The 20,125-nt window shown below is 40.0% G+C and carries 19 protein-coding genes; 1 reads left to right on the forward strand and 18 read right to left on the reverse strand.

Annotation, left to right across the window (positions count from 1 at the left end):
* Nucleotides 1–24: 24 nt before the first annotated feature.
* From GJQ68_RS09570 to truA, 18 genes are all read right to left on the reverse strand, one after another.
* On the reverse strand, nt 25–885 hold the full coding sequence (locus tag GJQ68_RS09570; protein ID WP_162417077.1) for a hypothetical protein: 861 nt from the start codon (nt 883–885) through the stop codon (nt 25–27).
* 4 nt (nt 886–889) lie between these two features.
* A complete protein-coding gene (locus tag GJQ68_RS09575) occupies nt 890–1,903 on the reverse strand; it encodes a Gfo/Idh/MocA family protein (RefSeq protein ID WP_162417078.1) in 1,014 nt (337 codons plus the stop codon).
* A 61-nt stretch (nt 1,904–1,964) separates the two neighbouring features.
* The gene (locus GJQ68_RS09580) at nt 1,965–2,975 is read right to left on the reverse strand and encodes a glycosyltransferase family protein (protein WP_162417079.1); all 1,011 of its coding nucleotides are present in this window, start codon (nt 2,973–2,975) and stop codon (nt 1,965–1,967) included.
* Nucleotides 2,976–2,981: 6 nt separating this feature from the next.
* Nucleotides 2,982–4,292, reverse strand: a complete 1,311-nt coding sequence (locus tag GJQ68_RS09585; protein ID WP_162417080.1) for a glycosyltransferase — start codon at nt 4,290–4,292, stop codon at nt 2,982–2,984.
* A gap of 20 nt (nt 4,293–4,312) precedes the next feature.
* On the reverse strand, nt 4,313–5,566 hold the full coding sequence (locus GJQ68_RS09590; protein ID WP_162417081.1) for an O-antigen polymerase: 1,254 nt from the start codon (nt 5,564–5,566) through the stop codon (nt 4,313–4,315).
* A 2-nt stretch (nt 5,567–5,568) separates the two neighbouring features.
* Nucleotides 5,569–6,177, reverse strand: a complete 609-nt coding sequence (locus GJQ68_RS09595) for a CatB-related O-acetyltransferase (protein WP_235941273.1) — start codon at nt 6,175–6,177, stop codon at nt 5,569–5,571.
* Nucleotides 6,178–6,224: 47 nt separating this feature from the next.
* A complete protein-coding gene (locus GJQ68_RS09600) occupies nt 6,225–7,595 on the reverse strand; it encodes a lipopolysaccharide biosynthesis protein (RefSeq protein WP_162417083.1) in 1,371 nt (456 codons plus the stop codon).
* 39 nt (nt 7,596–7,634) lie between these two features.
* A complete protein-coding gene (locus GJQ68_RS09605; RefSeq protein ID WP_162417084.1) occupies nt 7,635–10,010 on the reverse strand; it encodes a GumC family protein in 2,376 nt (791 codons plus the stop codon).
* A 9-nt stretch (nt 10,011–10,019) separates the two neighbouring features.
* Nucleotides 10,020–10,817, reverse strand: a complete 798-nt coding sequence (locus GJQ68_RS09610) for a polysaccharide biosynthesis/export family protein (RefSeq protein WP_162417085.1) — start codon at nt 10,815–10,817, stop codon at nt 10,020–10,022.
* 438 nt (nt 10,818–11,255) lie between these two features.
* Complete coding sequence (locus tag GJQ68_RS09615) at nt 11,256–11,963, reverse strand: sugar transferase (protein WP_162417086.1); 708 nt, start codon at nt 11,961–11,963, stop codon at nt 11,256–11,258.
* 324 nt (nt 11,964–12,287) lie between these two features.
* Entirely contained in the window at nt 12,288–12,980 is a 693-nt protein-coding gene (locus tag GJQ68_RS09620; protein WP_162417087.1) for a sugar transferase, read from the reverse strand.
* Between the two features lie 247 nt (nt 12,981–13,227).
* Nucleotides 13,228–14,262: a uroporphyrinogen decarboxylase gene (hemE, locus tag GJQ68_RS09625; RefSeq protein ID WP_162417088.1), complete on the reverse strand. Its 1,035-nt coding sequence runs from the start codon at nt 14,260–14,262 to the stop codon at nt 13,228–13,230.
* Between the two features lie 109 nt (nt 14,263–14,371).
* On the reverse strand, nt 14,372–14,920 hold the full coding sequence (locus GJQ68_RS09630) for a hypothetical protein (protein ID WP_162417089.1): 549 nt from the start codon (nt 14,918–14,920) through the stop codon (nt 14,372–14,374).
* A gap of 143 nt (nt 14,921–15,063) precedes the next feature.
* Nucleotides 15,064–15,609 (reverse strand): hypothetical protein, encoded by a 546-nt coding sequence (locus GJQ68_RS09635; RefSeq protein ID WP_162417090.1) that lies wholly within the window; start codon nt 15,607–15,609, stop codon nt 15,064–15,066.
* A gap of 157 nt (nt 15,610–15,766) precedes the next feature.
* Nucleotides 15,767–16,246, reverse strand: coding sequence for a hypothetical protein (locus GJQ68_RS09640; RefSeq protein WP_162417091.1), 480 nt, complete (start codon nt 16,244–16,246; stop codon nt 15,767–15,769).
* Nucleotides 16,247–16,272: 26 nt separating this feature from the next.
* The gene (locus GJQ68_RS09645; protein WP_162417092.1) at nt 16,273–16,866 is read right to left on the reverse strand and encodes a hypothetical protein; all 594 of its coding nucleotides are present in this window, start codon (nt 16,864–16,866) and stop codon (nt 16,273–16,275) included.
* A 114-nt stretch (nt 16,867–16,980) separates the two neighbouring features.
* Nucleotides 16,981–18,756: an ABC transporter ATP-binding protein gene (locus tag GJQ68_RS09650; RefSeq protein WP_162417093.1), complete on the reverse strand. Its 1,776-nt coding sequence runs from the start codon at nt 18,754–18,756 to the stop codon at nt 16,981–16,983.
* A 12-nt stretch (nt 18,757–18,768) separates the two neighbouring features.
* Nucleotides 18,769–19,524, reverse strand: coding sequence for a tRNA pseudouridine(38-40) synthase TruA (gene truA, locus GJQ68_RS09655; RefSeq protein WP_162417094.1), 756 nt, complete (start codon nt 19,522–19,524; stop codon nt 18,769–18,771).
* A gap of 101 nt (nt 19,525–19,625) precedes the next feature.
* On the opposite strand from truA, the gene GJQ68_RS09660 reads away from it, so the two are divergent.
* On the forward strand, nt 19,626–20,105 hold the full coding sequence (locus GJQ68_RS09660) for a DUF4293 domain-containing protein (protein WP_162417095.1): 480 nt from the start codon (nt 19,626–19,628) through the stop codon (nt 20,103–20,105).
* Nucleotides 20,106–20,125: the final 20 nt, after the last annotated feature.

Consider the following 20,125-nt stretch of genomic DNA (forward strand, 5'->3'; position numbering starts at 1 on the left):
CACTTTTTCACGGCATTAAAACACCTATTTAACCATTCCAAAATTATCGATCAGGGTTTTTGTCTGATGAATATTCGCTCTTGAAGATGCACCAAATAAAATGGATTCAACCCCATCTAATGAGCAGACATACTCCAGTGCTTCTGCTGGTGGTAAAGCTCCAGCTGCCAGCACCTGCATGGCTACCAACCTGCACCTCTTTTGAGCAATCACCTCCTCATACACTCGCTTTCCTCCAGACATTCTGAATCCAATTTTATTTATAGAAGAACAAATTGTCGGGTTCTCAATTCCTGCTTTCTCCAATGTATTCAACAATAAAGGAAGATTCATCGTAATAAAGCCGGGTTCGGCATTATGTTTTTCTTTTACATGCCGGTAAAAAGTGAGCAGAAATTCGGTCATCCCCAAGCCTAATAACAAATCAGTAATGACGTTCTGCATCCAAATTACAGGCGTCTTAATACCGTGGAACATTTTCAATTCAGCATCTATCATCAGTTCAGCCAAAGAAGAAAAATCTTTTTTCATATATGCCAATCCTCCTTTTGCAAAAGTGCTAAAAATATTGCCCGGTACAAATTGCTTGATGGTTCCCATGTAACCTACTTCTGTTACTGAATTGGCGTACTTATGTGCATAAGGCATGCAGGGAAAAACCTGAAAATCACGGTATTTTTCATTTTGCCTGAAAACATCACAGATATTGGCCATCCGATCATGAGTGGTGCACATAAAGGTATTGATGCCTTCATCAATTGCAATATCCAACACCTTTACGATTGCCTCATCTTTTTGAAACTTGATGGTCTGGGCTCTAGATTTTTCATCAGAGCTATGGTTGACCCCAAAAAATTGATTATCTCCAAATAGTATTCTATCCATTTTCTTACAGTTTTGCGTTTTCAAGTAATTTCGTAATCATTTCATCCGTTACCGTAGCATTTTTGAAGCTACTTTTGTTTTCAGTACCAGCATCTTTGATACAAGCTATAAAATGATCCAATTGAGAACTGTATTCTTCCCCCCTAAGGTAAAAATCAACGTTTTCAGTGAGGTCCGTCAAGTACTTGATATTCCAGCCTTTATTGAGACCCTCTTTGCTAATTGCCTCCTTTAGATAAATTTTTAACTCTGTAGCATCCGCTATTATTTTTCCCTCGGTTCCCAAGACAGTAATTTGAGTTGTCATTTTTCTATGCGTCTCGTCACTCCAGTTTACAGCCAACTGTCCACTCAATCCATTTTCCAGTTTAATACTGGAAAAAACAGCATCCTCAACCCCCTCGGAAAAAATATTTTTAAGCAAAGTACCGGATGCGGATACGGGTTTCCCTAAAAGAAAATGTACCAAGTCTATCGTATGAGACGCATAATCATAAAGGCAACCACCTCCCTGGTTCTTTTCTGACCTCCAGGTTCCCCCCTTCTTCCTCAACACAACAGGGCCATAGGACTCACCCATAAAATGATAAACTTCACCAAGAATTCCATTTTCAAGCAATCTCTTAACCTCCTCAAACGTCCCTAAATACCGATTATGGTAACCTACCTGGTTGACCAACCCCTTGGATACCGCCAATTCTGTTAACCGAACGCCATCTTTGGCGTTAAGCACAAAGGGCTTTTCACAAAAAACATGAATATTGTTTTCCAAGGCGAAATCTACCATATCGGAATGAAACTTAGTCGGAGACGCTATGACCACCCCATCAAGGTTCGCAAGTTTTATCATTTTCTTATAATCCGAATAACAGGGAAAAGATGAATACTTTTTAAATCCATCAATCACCAAGCTAGAAGTGTCACAGACTCCTGCTACCTCTACTTCTGGGTGTCCTCCTAATATCGCACAATGCGATAAGCCCATTTTTCCAAGGCCAATAATACCAATTCTAATCATTATAAAATTTGGTTTAAACTATATAACATGTATTAACAATTAAACAGAACAAAATATCTCTTCAGTTATTTGAAATAACAAAATCTAATCTTTCTATAAATTTACCCCAATTATTACCATTATAAAACGCTTCTCGTTCTATTTTTGTTTTTTTATCATCCATTTCATAAGCAGCAAAAAGATCGGGAATCCTACTAAAGTCTTCATACCTGTGTACAAAACTCAGGTAACTAAGATCTTTAAATGCGCCATGATTTGGTCCCATAATTTGACTACCCATTCGTATCGAATCAATCAAAGAACCGGAACTTATCACCGTATCTGAATTGTAAGTGAAAAGAATGAATTTCGACTCTTGGGCCAAGGTATTTATTTCCTCTAAATCAAGCACTTCATTGCAAAATTCAATATTTTCGTCTAAAAAACCCTCTATTTCTTCCTGATATTCTTTATCAACACATTTCCCTACAATCTTTACTTTAAATGGTCTTTCCACTGAATCAGAAGAAATATATTTTAAAAACTTTACTATCCCCTTATATCTATACACACTACCCCAAATTAAAAAATCAGTGGTTTTTTCCCGATGATGAATAGGAAATAACTCCCTTATAGGATGCATAATAACCTGGACCTTGTCTACATATTCCGGAAAGGTTTCAGCTACAAAAGACTTCCCCGACTCAGAGTGAGTTATTATCTTATCTGAACTTTTTATCATCAAAACAAAAAGCTTTTTTACCAATTTGTTGTCATTTTGATGATGGGAGCCTTTATTATGTAACACCCAAACAATCTTCTTCTTAAAAATCCGGGCAAGCCATAAAAATAAACCAAACCCAACAAATTGAAACCGACCATACCTCTTTAAAGGTAAGGTTTCTATCCAATTAAATATAAATATTTCCGTTTGGAAAAAGTAGATAAATAAATTAAGGATGCCTAACCCCGATGCCCTTTCATTAACTATATGGTGCACTTTAGAAAGTTCTTGATGAAAATCAAAAATATACGGGTTTGGTGATCCATAGAACTTATTATGCTTTGGGTATAAAAAAATATTTTTCTTCACAACTTCCTATTCTAAAACCGAAATCAAGGATTTCCTAAAATCATCTCTAACTTTTGATGATTCATGCTTTTCCTTTGCTAAAAGAATTGCGGACTTACCATATTGTTGTCTTTCGTTGAGATTGACCAAAAGCTCTTCAACCGCATTTACTAATTTTTCAATATCTTCCTCTTTAACCACTTTGGCCCAATGGTATTTCTCGGCATAGGTCACAAGCGCCGTTCCTTCCGGGGCAAAAATTAAAATGGGCGTTCCGCTCACCATGTATTCGGAAGCCTTGGTAGGCATCGAATATTTGATAAACTTAATTGCCTTTTCGGAAAAATCATAAGGCAAATATAGAATGTCGGCTTCACCAAATTTTTGAGGAAGATGCTCATATGGAACAGGAGGTCTGTATTTGACACATGTATAACTATCCATCCAACTCCTTTTTTGTGCCACTTGCATGATAAATTGAACAGAACGTCCCGACTTCCTGTTAATAATCGTGACAGCATCAGCAAGAAGTTTTAAGGATTTTTCAATACCTAATCCCATTCTCCCCGCATAGAGAATGGAGGGGCTGTCACCATCTACCTGCCAACTAACCTTTTGCCCTTTCTTCCAAAAATCAAAATCTATTGGGTTATGGAAGGCCTTAAAATCAATATTATACCTCCGCTGGTATTCCACTTGCATAAGCTCGCTGATTCCCAGATGGAGATCTGAAATCCGCAATAACTCTCTAAATTCCCTGTCGACAACACCCTTCCAAAACCCGCCTAAAATACTTTCATCTTTAACAAACTCAGGCCAATCATCCATCATATGAAAAACCATTGGTTTGTTTAAGTACTTCTTAACCTCCGAACAAAACCTAACTCTATTTCTACCATGAGCCTGGGCATAGATAATGTCAGGTTGGTACTCATCCAGCCAATCTTTAATTTCCTGGGAAAGTTCAAACTTATAAATGGTTTCCATCAAACCTAACCACTTGAGAACCGGCTCAATATAATTCATTAAAAAAACTGACCTCATCCTAGACTTTTTGGGGACAATCTCTTTAACAGAATATTTCTTGAAGTCCAGTAAACCAGAAGGATACCGTCTTTTAACCTTGTTAAAAGGAAACCGCCAAATCATTTCCTTTTCGCCCAATTGATAGTACTTGTTACAAATATTTGTATCTGTATTAGTATTGACCAATCCTGGAAGAGTCGCCACTGCAAGTTTATCTTTAGGCCAACCATAAAATAAATTCCTGAGGGTTATTCCACCACCGGTGTTGTTATTAAAAGGTTGGATCAATATAAGAATTTTGGGGAAATTCATTTTAAATAATTGAGACTAATCTAAAGTTTAAAAGCTTCTTTTATGGTTTCATCGGACAATTTTCGAACATCATTCGAATATCCAATCCCTACACATATCCAAAATATCATATAATTCACTGAAAAGAGGAAAACATTCATGGGATATAAACTTAGGATCCATAAAACGATCCATATTCCTGCAACTTTTGATAATAGATTTTTCGAATAGAAAAATGCTTTATAAGCAGCTGGAATAGATATCAAAAGAATTAATACAAGAAGGATACTCCCCCCATTCAGAATCATGTTTAAGTAGTCCGTTTCTATCATCGTTCTGTAACCAGTAGTATCATTTACGTCAGCATTTGGACACCAATACCGTCCATTTATACCCCTGCCGATTATCCAGTCTTGTAGTTCGAAATCTCTATAAAATGCTGCTTCTACAATTTCCCGGGTATTTTTGGTACTGCGCTCCTCAATTCTTTCAAAAAAACTAAATCTGAGCTCATCATAAATCTGTCCAGCGAAAAAAGAAGCAACAAACAAAACCAATGAAATCGCTACAGCCATTAAAACCTTTCGGTTAGCGTAAATATAGTAAATCACCATAAATATCAGCAAATAGGCCACTGAAAATACCATTATGGCTCTTCTGGCTCTAAATACAGATATACCAAGCATCAAAATAACAGCAAGAAGTACGATGACATTTCTGGTCTTACTGTGATAAATGTACGTAAATAGAAAGAACCCTAAAGGTATACCAAATTGTCTTGTAAAACCTTCAAATATAAACTTTTGATTAACGTCAGAATCATAGTGTGCCGTAACTTCTTCGAAAAAGATTAGATTATAAATGATATAAGCAATGGATAATATAAAAATAACTGTAAATAGCTTCTTGTAAAAGAAAAGATTTCTTGGAAAGAAAAGAAAAAGCGGGAAAAAATATTTGAAAACACCTCCAAAAATAACCGACTTAGTATCTTTATACGTAAATTCAAAGCCATAGAGAGTGATGAATATGATCCATAAAAAATAAATCACCAAGACGATTCCAAGTAACTTATTGTTAACCTTAAACTGGACAATATTCCAGGTCGCATAGAATATTCCGAGGAGTGAAATAGTTTGGAAGAAATGAACTAATTTATATAAACTATCAATAAACGTACTGCCAAGACCCCCACTAATGCTATATACTAGCACGCACATCCAAAACAGCTTATAATTAAAATTAAGCTCATTAACATATTTCTGGTAGTTTACTGAGTAGTCAATGGTATTCATGATTATTGAATTTTTTTCACATATCCTTCTACATCAAAAAACATTTCCTCTACTTTTTTTAAGGATTCAGCATCTCCATCCCACCATTTTGACTTAAGTAGGGCATCAATGGTTTTTTCATCGAACCGGTATTTTATTACCTTTATGGGGCATCCTACTGCCACAGCGTAAGGAGGTATATCTTTACTAACAACAGCTCCCGCCCCTATTACTGCACCGTCCCCAATGGTAACACCATCCAGAATGACAACGTTTGCACCTATAAACACATCATTTCCGATGGTCACTGGAATCAATTCTTGAACTTTGGTTTCTTTCGCATAGGTAAATCCGGCCTGCCCGTTCACGGAATAAAAAGCAGGTGAGGTGGAGATGCCATGAATGGGATGAAGCCCCCATCCACACACCAGATTAGGACCAATAGAACAGAATTTGCCTATTGTTGTATTGTAAATCCTAGCATTCAGAGATATATAGGAACCTTTTCCAACCACCGTATTATTAAGCATGTGGTACTTGTACACCCTGGCTTCCGGATCTATTTTACAATTGATAAGATTGCTTCCCAAAATCTCCCAATAAACTTTTTCGTTTCTTGCCGCTGTCCTCACCAAAGAAAAGAGGTTTGAAAAAAAATTTACTATGGGTTTTAAAACTCTCATTCGTTCCAAATATTTTTTGCTGTCTTATTTAGTAGTTTGTGTGTTTGTATGGAAAATACGATTCCCATAACCCCGAAGATTAGCGTGCTTGTCATCGTAATACCTGCCAGACCAAACCACCTACCCAAGAGAATGGCCAGGGGGATATTTAATAGGGCAGTGGTACTAACCAGATACAATTGCAATTTAATTTTGCCAATTCCATTAAGGAAAAACACATGCATGGTTTGCCAAATCGCTACGATTACGTAGAGGCACATGGCCGCAGATAATACAAAGGGTACCTCTACCGAATCTCCCACCCATATATCATACAAAAATGGAGAAGCAAATAAAATGCCTATAGATGCCAAAATTGCCAGAAACCAGATTTTCCTCATTTTGGCAAGGGTATTTTTAATCCAATCGTATTCTTCTCTCACATAGGCATCCGTAAAGGCACTCCACATGGGTGTCACTACGATGCCAAATCCCATTGTTACGATGGAAAATAATTTAAATGCAATATTGAATGGAGTCACTTCTTCCGGTCCGAAAAGCTGCGTAATGATCACGTTATTGGTACTGAACAACACCAGTGCTCCAATTTGAATGACAAAAAATTTCGCTCCCAGGGACATTAAATCCTTTGCCAGACTAAAATCCACCATGCTAACTGATGGCGCATACTTTTTGTATTCGTGCGTATAAAACCAAATACTTGAACTGATCAAAACCAAAACCGGGGTAAAGCTTAATGCCGCTCCCAAATAAACCAGATTCCCTTCGGTAGTCTTGGTAAGTATAAATATCACTATCAGCGAGAATAAACTTCCCAGAAAATTAAACAATGAGGCTTTGGCAGGCTCCTGATTGGCTGTAAGCACAGTAGTAATTAATTTCAGTACAAACTGCAGGCAAAAAAACGTAAATACAATCAGCGCTACCGTCCTAAGTTCATCTCCCAGTTCAGAAGAAGTGTTCAAAATGGAGGCCCAATTCAATAAGGGGTTGATACCCACAAACACCAAAAGAACGATTCCTATAATTATACTTAAAATGGCGTAGGTAGTGCTGACGTATTTTTTTGCCAATTGGTACTCTCCCTGAGCAATACTCTCGGCAAATTTATTTCGCAAGCCATGACCAAAACCGATATCAAAGAAACCAAACCAGGCTACCATCGAACTAAGGGTAAGCCAAATACCATAACTCGTCGGGTTGACATAATTTATGGTCAAGGGTACCAATAATAAGCTTATGGCAATACTCCCTCCTTTTATTACAAAAGAAGCCAGTATATTTTTTTTGGCTTTTACACTTCTTTTATGCCCCTTATTAATCGCTTTATTGATGGATACATAAAGCGATGAAATCTGATTTCTCATACAAAAAAACTTTCAATACCATTAAAACTAAAAATTTTATTAAACTTTTTTAGCCATTTTCTTATATACCGCACGCTTCTTCTTCTTTATATCCCCTTTCTGATAATAGTCGTAGCCATAGCTTAACTTGGTATTCGCATCGTTCAGGACAATAACAGGGTTTTTTAGTTTTTTCTCTCTCTTATTTTCATTGATAAAAGATATGGTATCCGATTTCGTGTAATTATACCGCATGATATACGTCGTAATATCCGAAAACTTAGATAACGAAAAGGCATCTGCCACCTGACCTACAGGAGCAGAGTCGATAATAATCACATCATAAATTTCCTGAAGCTTATCGATGAAATAACCTACCTTTGGCAATAGCATCAATTCTGACGGATCATCTGGAAGCGTACCGCAACCAATGAGATCAAGATTTGCGGGCAATTTGTCGTTCTTTACAATCAGGTCGGAAATCGTTAGTGACTCATTCTGCAAATAGTCAGTAATTCCATTGTCACTTGTCATCCCCAGGTATTCTAAAAGTAAGGGCTTTCGTAAATCAAATTCAAGGACAACCACCTTCTTGTCCGTCAAACTCATGCTAACACCCAAATTTAACGAAAAGAAAGTTTTACCTTCCCCGCTGGAGCTTGAAGTTACCAGTATGACTTTTTTGTCCTTATTTGGCAATGCAAATTGAAGGTTCGTACGAATGAGACGAAACTGCTCCGCTACCGGAGTCCTAACACCCTTTGAAATGGCAATCGGCACCTTTTCATCGTGATGGGATATTTCCCCCAAAATCGAAATATTCGTTTTGGAAGTAACATCCTTTTTGATCTTGATTTGGGTGTTTAATTGGTAATAAATGAAAACCAGGCCCAAGGGCCCACCGAATCCAAAAAATAAAGCAAACCCCAGGACTAGCATTTTATTTGGTTTGGAGGGCTGACTACCCGCCATGGCCGGGTCGATAACTCTTGAGTTACTTACGGTAGTTGCTGCCAGAGACATGGAAGCCTCCTCTCGTTTTTTGACCAAATATTGGTAATGATCCTGCTTGATCGCCTGTTGCCGATTGATTTCAAGCAATTCCCTTTCAATTTCCGGAACTTTTCCACTTTGAATCTCTACGTCAGTAGTTCTGGCCAATAAGTTATCCCTGGCGATTTCTACGCTAGACTTAATGTTTTTGATGTTTTCCAGTATATTTCTTCTCATTGAACTAAGTTGCTGATCCTTCTCTAAAACCAAAGGATTACCAGGCTGAGTGGTCCGAAGCATTCGCTCTCTTTCTCGCTGCAACTCATTAAACTGGCTAATATTAGACATCAATGTCTGATCCATAATATTGAGGGAACTAGGAACTGCCTGATAGCCCTCATCTTGGCTCGTTAAGTAGTTTTCAATAGAAGTTAATACGTCCAGCTGAATGGAATAATCTGCAAGTTGCTCTTTTCCCTGATTAAAGGTCTCTGCATATTGCAATGCGTCTGAACTCAGTTCAGTGATCTTATTCTCCTTTTTATAGTTTTCAACCAGAGATTCAATTTCTCTAAGTTCAGTGGTGACCGAGTCCAATTGCTTATTTATAAAATCAATGGTGTTTTTGGCCGTTTGATTTTTATTCAGCATGGCTTCTTTATTGTAGGCTTCAATCAGCTTGTTCATGACCAGCATCCCCTTTTGTGGAACCGGATCCGTGAAGCTTAAGCGCAGCACACTAGCAAGTTTATTCACGATCATCACGTCCAACTTGCTACTATACCTTCCTGGTAATGCATACGGGTTGTTAAAGTTAATGATAATGGTACTGGGATATTCCACCTCCTGAACTCGCTCGATACTCAATTCCCCAAAAGGAAAAGCTAATTCTTCACCAAACTGGTGACTGGAAGTTCTTTCTTCCTCGTCTTCCAGTCGAAAATTAATCGAATCTAACACATGAACCTTAAATCTCGTGAGCAGGTCCTTATCAAAGAACGCGGTTGAGTCATACCTATCCAGTTCAACTTTTATCGGCACCTGGGCTCCAAATATTTCCTTGTCCCTGAAAAAATTGTCCTTAACAAAATACGAAACGTTGAGATCCAGATTACGTATCGCCTCATGCATCAAACTGACTGAACTGAGTACTTCCGCCTCATTCTCAACGGTCTTTACGGATTGGTAAGTCTCCAACTCAGAATAAATCGCGTTTTGAGAAAAATCCGTGCCTTTGTTACTATTGATCAAAATGGACGCCCCGATTGGATATTCCGGAGTCGCATATTGAAGGTAAGTGTAAGCCAAACCAATACAACAAATCATACCAATCAAATAGAGATACCAAAATCTAAGGTATTTCATGATCAGGTATTTGTAATCCGTTTTTTCCACCTCTTGAGGCTGGAAATCATCCATTAACATATCCGACATTTTCATCATTATAAAGTCTTATTCCAAGTAGAAGCGTAAGTTAAACAGTAACGAAACTCCCACAGATACCAACAAACCAAGAACAGCCAAAGATCGCTGGTTAGTGCTGGCCTGAACTGCCTTGATACTATCTGGTTCAACGTAAACCACATCATTTTGATGCAACATGAAATAGGGCGAATTTAAGATTTCCCGATTATTTAGATTGAGTCTTACGGCCTTTCTCACTCCGCCTTCATCTCTGATAACCAGTACATTCTCTCTTTTACCATATTCAGTCATATCCCCGGCCAATCCCAATGCTTCCAATATGGTAATTCGGTCTGTCTCGAGTGTAAAGGTATTTGGGTTGGCCACTTCTCCGATAACCGTAATCTTAAAATTAAGATATTGAACGTTTACGATGGGGTCTTTTACGTACTCTTCCAAACGTTGTGCCATTTTTTCAATCGCCTCCTCTTTGGTCAAGCCCTCTAACACGACCATCCCCAAAACCGGAAAATTCACTTGTCCGTTTTTATCCACCAGATACCCTTCGTTGATGGGAACGGCAGCATTCATAATCCTGCCATTTTCAGAAGATGACATCACTCCAGCATTAAACAACAAGTTAGACTCGGCATTTAAACTGCTTACCGTAATTTTTAGTAAATCTCCCTTCTGAATTTTTGGTTCAGGAAAGTCAATAATTTCAGTCGAAAAATCTGACTCCGACTCGATGTCACTGAAATAAACAAGATTCCTCTTCGCACAACCAGACAGGGCTGAAAGAAATATAACAAAAATCAGGCTGTTAACTAATGTATTGTTTTTCATAAAATCTAAAGACTGTTACGCCGTTTTTTTACTCACCGAATTAGTTGTTTTCGGTGAAAAAGTGAAACAATAATCTTCTAAAATATACTACTAATAAAGACCTCGCAAATTACTTAATTATCAGAAGAATAAGAACTGTGCAGGAATTTTTTCTAATCTACCGGCTAAATTTAATTCAAAACCTTTGCGGATTGTACTATTTCTTATTCCGTTTCCTTAGAATCAGCACTGCGAGCGCTATCGAATGCGACGAACGCCTGATTCAATACCTCTCGAGGAATCGCCAAATCAAAAATGACACAGACCAAACCAAGAGCGGTCTATCTGCCAGGGAATCGCCTAGGGCAAGTAATAAGTCTTCGACCAGTAAGTATATTTGAAAGACACTGTTATTTATTTTTGCTGTTTTTTTTTAAACTCAATGACTTGTGTTCCCAACTAATATGCCTTTTCATTTTTTGACATAAGTGAAAAAGCCGTATGGATCACGATTCTTATATCAAATAATAAACACCATTTTTTGACATAAAAACTATCTAATCGATAGCGGGAATACAACTCCTGGAAATTTAAAATTTCTCCCCGAAAGCCTTTGCACTGAGCCAGGCCTGTAATACCCGGCTTTACCCGGTGCCGCTGCATGAATCCTCCGATCTCTTTCGCGAATTCCAAATTCATGGGAACAGCATGAGGCCTGGGCCCTACAATGGACATGTCTCCTAGAAGTACATTGATGATTTGAGGCAATTCATCCAAACTTGATTTACGCAAAAACTTACCCACCCGGGTAATTCTCGAATCATTCTGCGTTGCCTGTCGGGTATCGGCCTCCTTGTTTTTAACCATTGTTCTGAACTTATAACAATTAAAAACCTTATTTCCCCTTCCATGGCGGAGCTGTTTGAAGAAAACAGGACCTTTGGAATCCAATTTGATCAAAACACCAATAATGGGAAATAACCAGGAAAGCACAAAAACAGTGGTGAACAATGCCAGCAATAAATCAAAGCTTCTCTTCATAAGTCGTTTATGGAAGCTGTCGTTTTGCCCATAAAGTACCCTGATTTTAGCTTGCTGTTGCTGTTTTACAAAATTTCCCTTTCTCAGGGATTGGCGAAATTTTCGCTCTACTAAAACATTTTCCATCTCTAACAATATTTACTTTCAACGCTAAACCTTACCTTTTGTTTAAAAAACATTTTTGTATATCTGAAATACATTTTTACAAATATATACTTCCTTTCTCAACCGTGCAAGCTTTTGAGAAGAAATTTAGAATTAAAATTCGTTTTTCTGTATTTCAAATTCGTTTTTGTAGTTTTAAAAATGACCAAAAGAAGGGTATTCCTGGTATATCGAATGATATTTGATTAGAGGCTGGGCAGAATCAGAAGGATACAAACCCGCTGAAATAGGCAGCACTGGTCCTAAAGCCAGTAAATAGAACAAATCCCAGAATAAAAAGAAGCGTTAATAGGCCTTCCTATTATTAAAAACGACGGCTGATATTGTCCAAAAAACAATTTTCAAATCCAAAAACAAGCACCAGTTTCTAATGTAAAAATGATCCAACTTGACCCTGCCGTAAATATCAAAGAAAGTCAACACTTCACCCCGATACCCCCTTACCTGTGCCAATCCAGATATACCCGGTTTTACGGAATGGCGAAACATGTAATTACTAATTTCATTCGAGAAAAAATGATTCATCGGCACCGCATGGGGCCTGGGGCCAACTACGGACATGTTTCCAATTAACACATTGATAAACTGGGGTGTCTCATCTAAACTGGTTTTTCTCAAAAACTTTCCCAGTCTGGTTACCCTTTGATCATTTCTGGTCGCCTGCCGGGTATCAGCATCCTGGCTTCGGACCATGGTCCGAAACTTATAACACCAAAACGGCTGGTTGCCTTTCCCATGTCTTAATTGTTTGAATAAAACAGGCCCTCTAGAATCCATTCTAATTAAAAGTGCAATCAATGGAAACAACCAGGATAAGACGAAAAGGAGGGATAATGAAGCAAAAACGACATCCAAAAATCTTTTAACCAAAAGCTTTTTCGGATCAGTGAGGTGTACGGTACCGTCTGGACTGATATAACCTGAAAGCCTTCTCGAGAAAAATTCCGGTTCTTTCTCCTTACGTAAAAACTTTTCCATTTTTGAAATCAGTCTACCTTGCTAAAAACCATACCCATTTTAATGTATTTGAAATACATTTTAACAAATATATTTAGACACGCCCATATAAACAAATAATCGAAAGGATATTGTTAGCACGGGCCGGCCGGAATGATGGTAGAAAAAATTCTGTGAAAAAATGAGATATGCACTTAAAAATGTGGTTTGTCGCTAAAAAACGACCTCGTTTAACAAAATAAACGAAATGAGAGAGACTTACTCCAATTTATTCTTCCGAGCTGAATTCTTTAACGGTTTGAATAAACAACCGAACCTTGTCCGGTGAGGTATCCGGATAGACACCATGCCCCAGGTTAGCAATGTGCCTGCTTCCTTTAAATTGGGTCAACATGTCCTGTGTTTTGGCTACCAACACTTCGTCCGGAGCATACAGGGCGGCTGGGTCCAGGTTGCCTTGCAGCGTTTTTTCTTTCTTAAAAATATCCCTTACCTCCCCTATTTCCATGTTCCAATCCAGTCCCACCGTCTCGCATCGGGTATGCAAAAAGTCTTTTAAGGAAAAGTACGCCCCTTTAGCAAAAACCGTAACAGGCACCTCAGTGACTGCTTCACAAATTTTATCAATGTAGGGTAATGAAAATTCCCTGTATTGGTCGGGAGGCAAAATACCGGCCCAACTATCAAAAACCTGAACCAGGTTTACCCCGGCTTCCACCTGAGCTTTTAAGTATTTAATGGTGGTTTTGGTAATCAAATCCAATAGCTGATGAGCAAGGCCTGGATTTTGGTACAACATGGCCCTGGCCCTGGAAAAGGTTTTAGACCCGGATCCCTCCACCATATAAGCGAATAGGGTCCAGGGGGCTCCCGCAAAACCAATTAAAGGAACCCTGCCATTAAGGCCCTTCTTGCTAATCTTTATGGCTTCCAGTACATAATGGAGATGCGTCTTCGGGTCGGCCACCCTGAGCTTTTTTAAATCAGCTGCACTGCCGATGGTTTGTGGAAACCAGGGACCCCTTTTTTCTACCATTTCATAAGGAAGCCCCATCGCCTCCGGCACCACCAGGATATCTGAAAATATAATGGCCGCATCTACTCCAAGTAGGTCCACGGGTTGAATAGTAACTTCCGCAGCCAGTTCCGGAGTCTGTGCGAGCTCCACGAATCCACTCACACTGGCTCTTACGGCCCTGTATTCTGGCAGGATCCTGCCCGCTTGCCTCATCAACCACACCGGAGTTCGTTCTACTGCTTCTCCTTTTATAACACGTAAAAGTAGGTCATTCTTAATTTGCATGCAGCAAATATAACCCAAGTTAAACCAAAAAAGAAAACCACCTAAAAATGAAAAAGCTTCCCGGATATATCGGGAAGCTTTTTCACTGGATCACTGGCATGCGGCACACCTACTTGAGATCCAATGGTAGGATATCATTTTCGTCTTTTCCTATCAACTCCATGACTGCATCAAAATCATTAAAATCCACCCGGGCATTTTCTTCCACAAAAAACCCGGGGAGCAGTACTACCCTAATCCGTTGGTTATTGGTATATTCCTCCGCTATTTCGGTTAAATCAAAGTTGGCTTGCATGAATACGTTGAAAATGGTATTGGTATATTGATAGTTATATGTCAATATAGCCCCTTCACCAAAGAAAATCGTTTGCGGCAACAATCGCCACAAGGAGTTTTCCTCTACCTGATTCCATTCCAGGTAAACCAACAGGTTGTCACCGGGAGATATTTCCAATTGGGAAACGATGGCAAAGTCATTTTCCTCTAGAAAATTGACTGTTCCCTCGAATACCAGGTTTAACACTTCAATCCCATCTTCTCCATCTTCCCCGTCCACACCGTCAAGACCCGGAGGGCCCTGGGGTCCTTCGGGCCCCTCACATGCGGGCAATGAAACAATCGCCACCATCATTACTACTAAGTATAAAATCTTTTTCATAAAACTTGATTTACCAGATACGTTTATATTGCTTTAAATGAAAGATAAAGGGTAATTTTTGTATATCCAATACCAGCTAAAAAAAAGGCAGCCTACATATCCGGCAGACTACCTTCTATTTAACTTGTTTAAAGGCAGAAAGTTTAATTCAAATCGATTCTTGGAATAGCTTCTTCATCCACTTTCAGCATCTCAAGAACGCCATAATGGTCCGAAAAATCCAGCCTCAGACCAATCCTGTCTGCCGGAACGATCAACACCCTGAATACCTGATCGTCAGTAAAAGCGGCTTCCAATGAATTTAAATCAAAATCACCTGACATATATATAGAGTAATCATAAAAGGTGAAATCATAATCATACGTAAAGATGCCATTTTCATGAAACACCACCTGAGGAATGAGCTTCCATATGTCGTTTCCGTCCTGATCCAAATCCGCCAGCCGATAAATCAAGACCTTGTCAGATTCTAAAATATCAAATCCGTATTCTCCTCTCAATCCAAAATTTCCATCCTGCGTGAAACTACCGGCGATTTCGAATACTTCCCCGACGATAGTAACTCCATCCAATCCGTCCTGGCCAGGAGGTCCCTCCGGGCCGATTGGTCCTTCGCAGCTCCAAAGTAGGACGGCCGTTGTTATCAAAAGTAATTTTCGGGTGATTGTTGAATGATTGCTTTTTTCCATAGTTTCTCCTGGTAAATGATTAAAACAAAAATACCTATCTCTAAAATCGTACCACAATACCCATTTTGCAGCATCCTGGCAATTTTAAAAACAACAGGCTTTAATTTTCAACTATTTATACGGCTGAATAGTAATCAATAGACACTTCATATAAATTTTAGTTACGGAGAGGTGCCCAGACTTCTACCCGATCCCTGTCAATAATGATATCGATAAAAACCCCCTCAAGGTGATGTCCGTTGGCACTGGCAAAATCGATTATTCGTCGCTTGGTTTTCTCTGGAGATGGCATTACCCATTGATGCATATCCAGGCTCGCCTTTACGGCTTCTTTGCATTCCACTCTTTTTTGAATCCATTCATCCGGCATTTCTTGCCTTGCTTCAATTCCCACGAAAACATGCAAGGTATCCCGCTTGCCAGCTGGCTCTACAAAATAGATGGTATGAAGGGGGGACTCTTCCCTAAACTGCTCCACTTCCTGAAATACCCGCCCCAGTTGCTCATCCCCGGGAACACCCCGGAATTCCAGACCTGTAAGAAGGATGGGTTCACAAGAAACGAATGCTAATTTTGTCGTATTCCCTCCGCCCAAATAAAGGTAACCACCCCCTGCCAGGAGCAAAAAAACCAGCATTAAGATAAGTAGTTTGCCTCCCTTACTCATATCCCGAATACATAGCGGACACCAATGGCTCCCTGGACTTTAAGGTGACCAAATCGATCCAGCAGTTCCATAAATAAACCCAGTTCAGCAAAAACCCCCAGGGGAAGGGTTTCAAAATAATAGGAAGATCCAATAAATCCTTCCGGACCAAAATCCACGTTGGACCTGGTTTCCCTGAAATCCGCCGCCCCGTCTCCCGCATTCGGAGTGTGATAAAAATAGGTAACCGAAACGCGCCTAAGCTGTACACCGGCCCCAAAGTACCCTATCAGGTTTCCTTCTGCAATATCAAACTCAGCATTTAACGATTTCTCTTGGGACATCCTCACCTGGGCTGAAAACGCTCCCGAAACTTGTTGACCATCATACAGCGCCGAACTAACCGGCCGGTTGTTTTCAAAGGACCTTCGGTAATACTGCATCGTATTTGAACTTCCCCTTCCGATAATCACTTCCGCCGAATAGTTTTGCCGGATTGGCGTTTTAAAAGTAATCCCATAAGGCTCACCCAACCTTAATCCTACTTCATATTCCTGAGCAAATACTCCGAAACCGAAAAGCATCAACAAAACAACAAACAAGTATTTCATAATTTAATAGCTAATTGTTATTACACTCCATCTGCCGTTCCAACGATCCAACTTTCCCAAAAGGTATACCTAAGTAGCAAACTATTATTTCGGATTTTCGATGCCTGGAATCAATCAGGTAATCACCATGGACTTAAGCTGCATCTGGTGAAGTTGTGAATAATACCCGTCCAACTTCAAAAGGGCTTCGTGGCTGCCTTCTTCCTTAATTTCCCCCTTATGCAAGACAATGATTTTATTTGCTTTCTGAATGGTGGAAAGTCGGTGAGCGATAATGATGGAAGTCCTCCCCTTCATCATTTTCTCGATAGCCTGTTGTATAAGTTCTTCTGTCTCGGTGTCAACGGACGAAGTTGCCTCGTCCAAAATGATGATCTCCGGGTCGTATACCATGGCCCGGACAAAGGATATTAACTGCCTTTGCCCCACCGATAAGGTGCCACCTCTCTCTTTTACGTCGTAATCAAGCCCACCAGGGAGCCGCTCAATAAATTTTCGGGCTCCTACCAATTCAGCGGCATGCATCACCTGTTCCCGTGAAATATCGGGATTACCAAGGGTAATGTTTTGCAAAATGGTATCCGAAAAAAGAAACACATCCTGCAAAACCACCCCCACGTGTCTCCTCAAGGTAGAAAGCTCATAAGATGATACCGGCTTCCCGTCAATTTTAATCTGCCCCCTGTTAATATCATAAAATCGACTAATCAGATTGATAATAGACGATTTTCCAGCACCAGTAGCGCCCACCAGTGCCACGGTTTCGCCATGCTTCACGTCAAAACTAATGTCTTTCAAAACCCAATCCTCACCATCATAGGCAAACCAGACTTTTTCAAACGCTATTTTTCCGTTGATCTTCTCCGGAGCATACCCGCCTTCGTTCGGGATTTGTTGGTCGTTTTCAAGAATGGAAAAAATACGGGAAGAACTGACTACTCCCATTTGAAGGGTATTAAACCGATCGGCAATCATTCTAATCGGGCGAAAAAACAGTTGCAGGTACATGATGAAGGAAATCAATACGCCAACCTGAATCTGCATATCGAAAACACCCGTAGCACCGTACCATACTACCAGCCCAATACCAATGGCCTGGATGATTTCTGCAACCGGGTAATATACGGAATAGTACAAAACGGACTTGAGGTGTGCCCGGCGGTGTTCTTTGTTGATGGTTTTAAATTTCTCATATTCCCTTTCCTCCCTGTTAAAGACCTGAATAATATTCATGCCCGTAATATGCTCCTGCAGGAAGGAATTCAAGTTTGATACTGCGTTTCGAACATCATTAAAGGAAACTTTCACTTTTTCCTTAAAAACGTAGGTAGAGATCGTTAAAAGGGGCAGGGTGCATAGACTGACTAATGTCAACTTCCAATCCACATAGAACATCACCGCCAGAATGGATACCAGCTGTAGCAAATCACCGATGATCTCTGCCAACCCCTGGCTAAAGACATCAGAAAGGGACTCCACGTCGGAAATATTCCGTGTTACCAGGCGACCGATTGGGGTCTGGTCAAAATATTTCAACCGCATTTTCAGTAAATGCCGGTAAAGCTTGGTGCGGATATCACGGATAATTACTTGTCCCAGCCAGCCCGACAAATAGGTGTGTCCAAACTGAACCAACGCATGTAACACCAGCAGGCCTACCAAATAATACATCATGGTCAACAGCCCTTCCGCATCCCCCAATGCCACGTAATCATCCACCGCTATCTGAATAAGCAAGGGCCGGGAAGGAGCCAACACTGCCAATAAGAGCGTCAAGAAGACCAAAAAATAAAACCGTTGCTTGTAAGGGGTGACAAATTGATAGAGCTTTTTCAACACCTTGGTGTCGATAATGTCCCCACTTTTTACATTTTCTTTTTCCAGTCCCAATTGGTCAACGATTTACTTAAAAATTTTTTCCGGATACCTGACTTCATTTAAATACAGGCCGCAGGCGGGTGCCGCAACACCAGCTTGATGCCTGTCCTTGCTTTCAATTATTCCCGAAAGATCTGAAACAGCCAGCTGGTTTCTTCCTATCTTTACCAAGGTTCCTACTATGGCCCTTACCATCCCCCTCAAAAACCGGTTCGCCTGTATATGAAATACCAATCCATGCCCGGTTTGTTCCCAACTGGCATTAATTATTTCACAGTTAAAATTTTTCACATTGGTCTTTATCCTACTAAAACACTGAAAATCTTTATATTCCAGCAATACCTTTGTGGCCTCCTGCATAGAATTCAGCTCCAAATCATAATAACAATGCCAGGCCCTGCCCAATAGGAATGGATCTTTCCGGAAGGCAATATGGTAGGCATAGCTTCTCCATTGGGCATCAAACCGGGCATGGGCCTTTTCCTGCACAGGCAGCAAGTCAAAAATGGCAATGTCCCGGGGCAACACTCCGTTTATTCTTTTCATAAAATCCATTTTCGATAGTTCAATGTCCAAATCAAAATGGGCAAATTGCTGGTAAGCATGTACTCCTGTATCGGTTCTACCGCTACCCATGATTGGTACGGGGATTTGAAACAAAGTAGCTAAAGCCTGCTGAATGCATTCCTGGACAGATGGGGCATTTTTTTGCATTTGCCATCCGTGATAGGCAGAACCATCGTAGGCAATTTCAATAAAATACCGATACCTGTTGCTCATTTCAAATGCAAAGATAAAAATATACCCCTATTTCAAAGCGGAATTGGGGTATTCCTTGCGAAAAATCAAATAACCCATTTTCTTTGTCAAAACATTAAAAAATGATCCAACGAATCCAAACCCTTTTCCTTCTGCTGGTAGCCATTGCCATGATCGGCGCAACCCTTACTCCCATTTGGCTACAAGTGAGTCCCATGCAAAACCAAACCATGGAAATGACCGCCTGGCAAACCTCCATTCTGGAATTGCCCCAGGAAAACATCAGTTCACAGGAAAGCAACATTTATATCGGTATTTTATGCCTTTTAGCGGCCGCATTGGCGATCTACAGCTTGCTCCAGTATAAGAATCGGAAAAAACAACTGATGCTGAACATGATCAATGCGTTGCTGATGGGACTAACACTGGGCCTGACCGTCTTCACCAGCTATAAAGCCAATGAAACCTTTAACCCCACTGTTAGCGGCGCCTTTGTCTTGGGATTTTACTGCATCATTTTCGCTTTAATTATGAATCTGATTGCCAATCGCTTTATCCGAAAAGACGAAATGCTGATCAGATCCGTGGACAGGATTCGCTAAGGGATTCCTCGGCAACGCCT

The sequence above is a fragment of the Cyclobacterium roseum genome (assembly GCF_010119225.1).
GTDB lineage: Bacteria > Bacteroidota > Bacteroidia > Cytophagales > Cyclobacteriaceae > Cyclobacterium > Cyclobacterium roseum.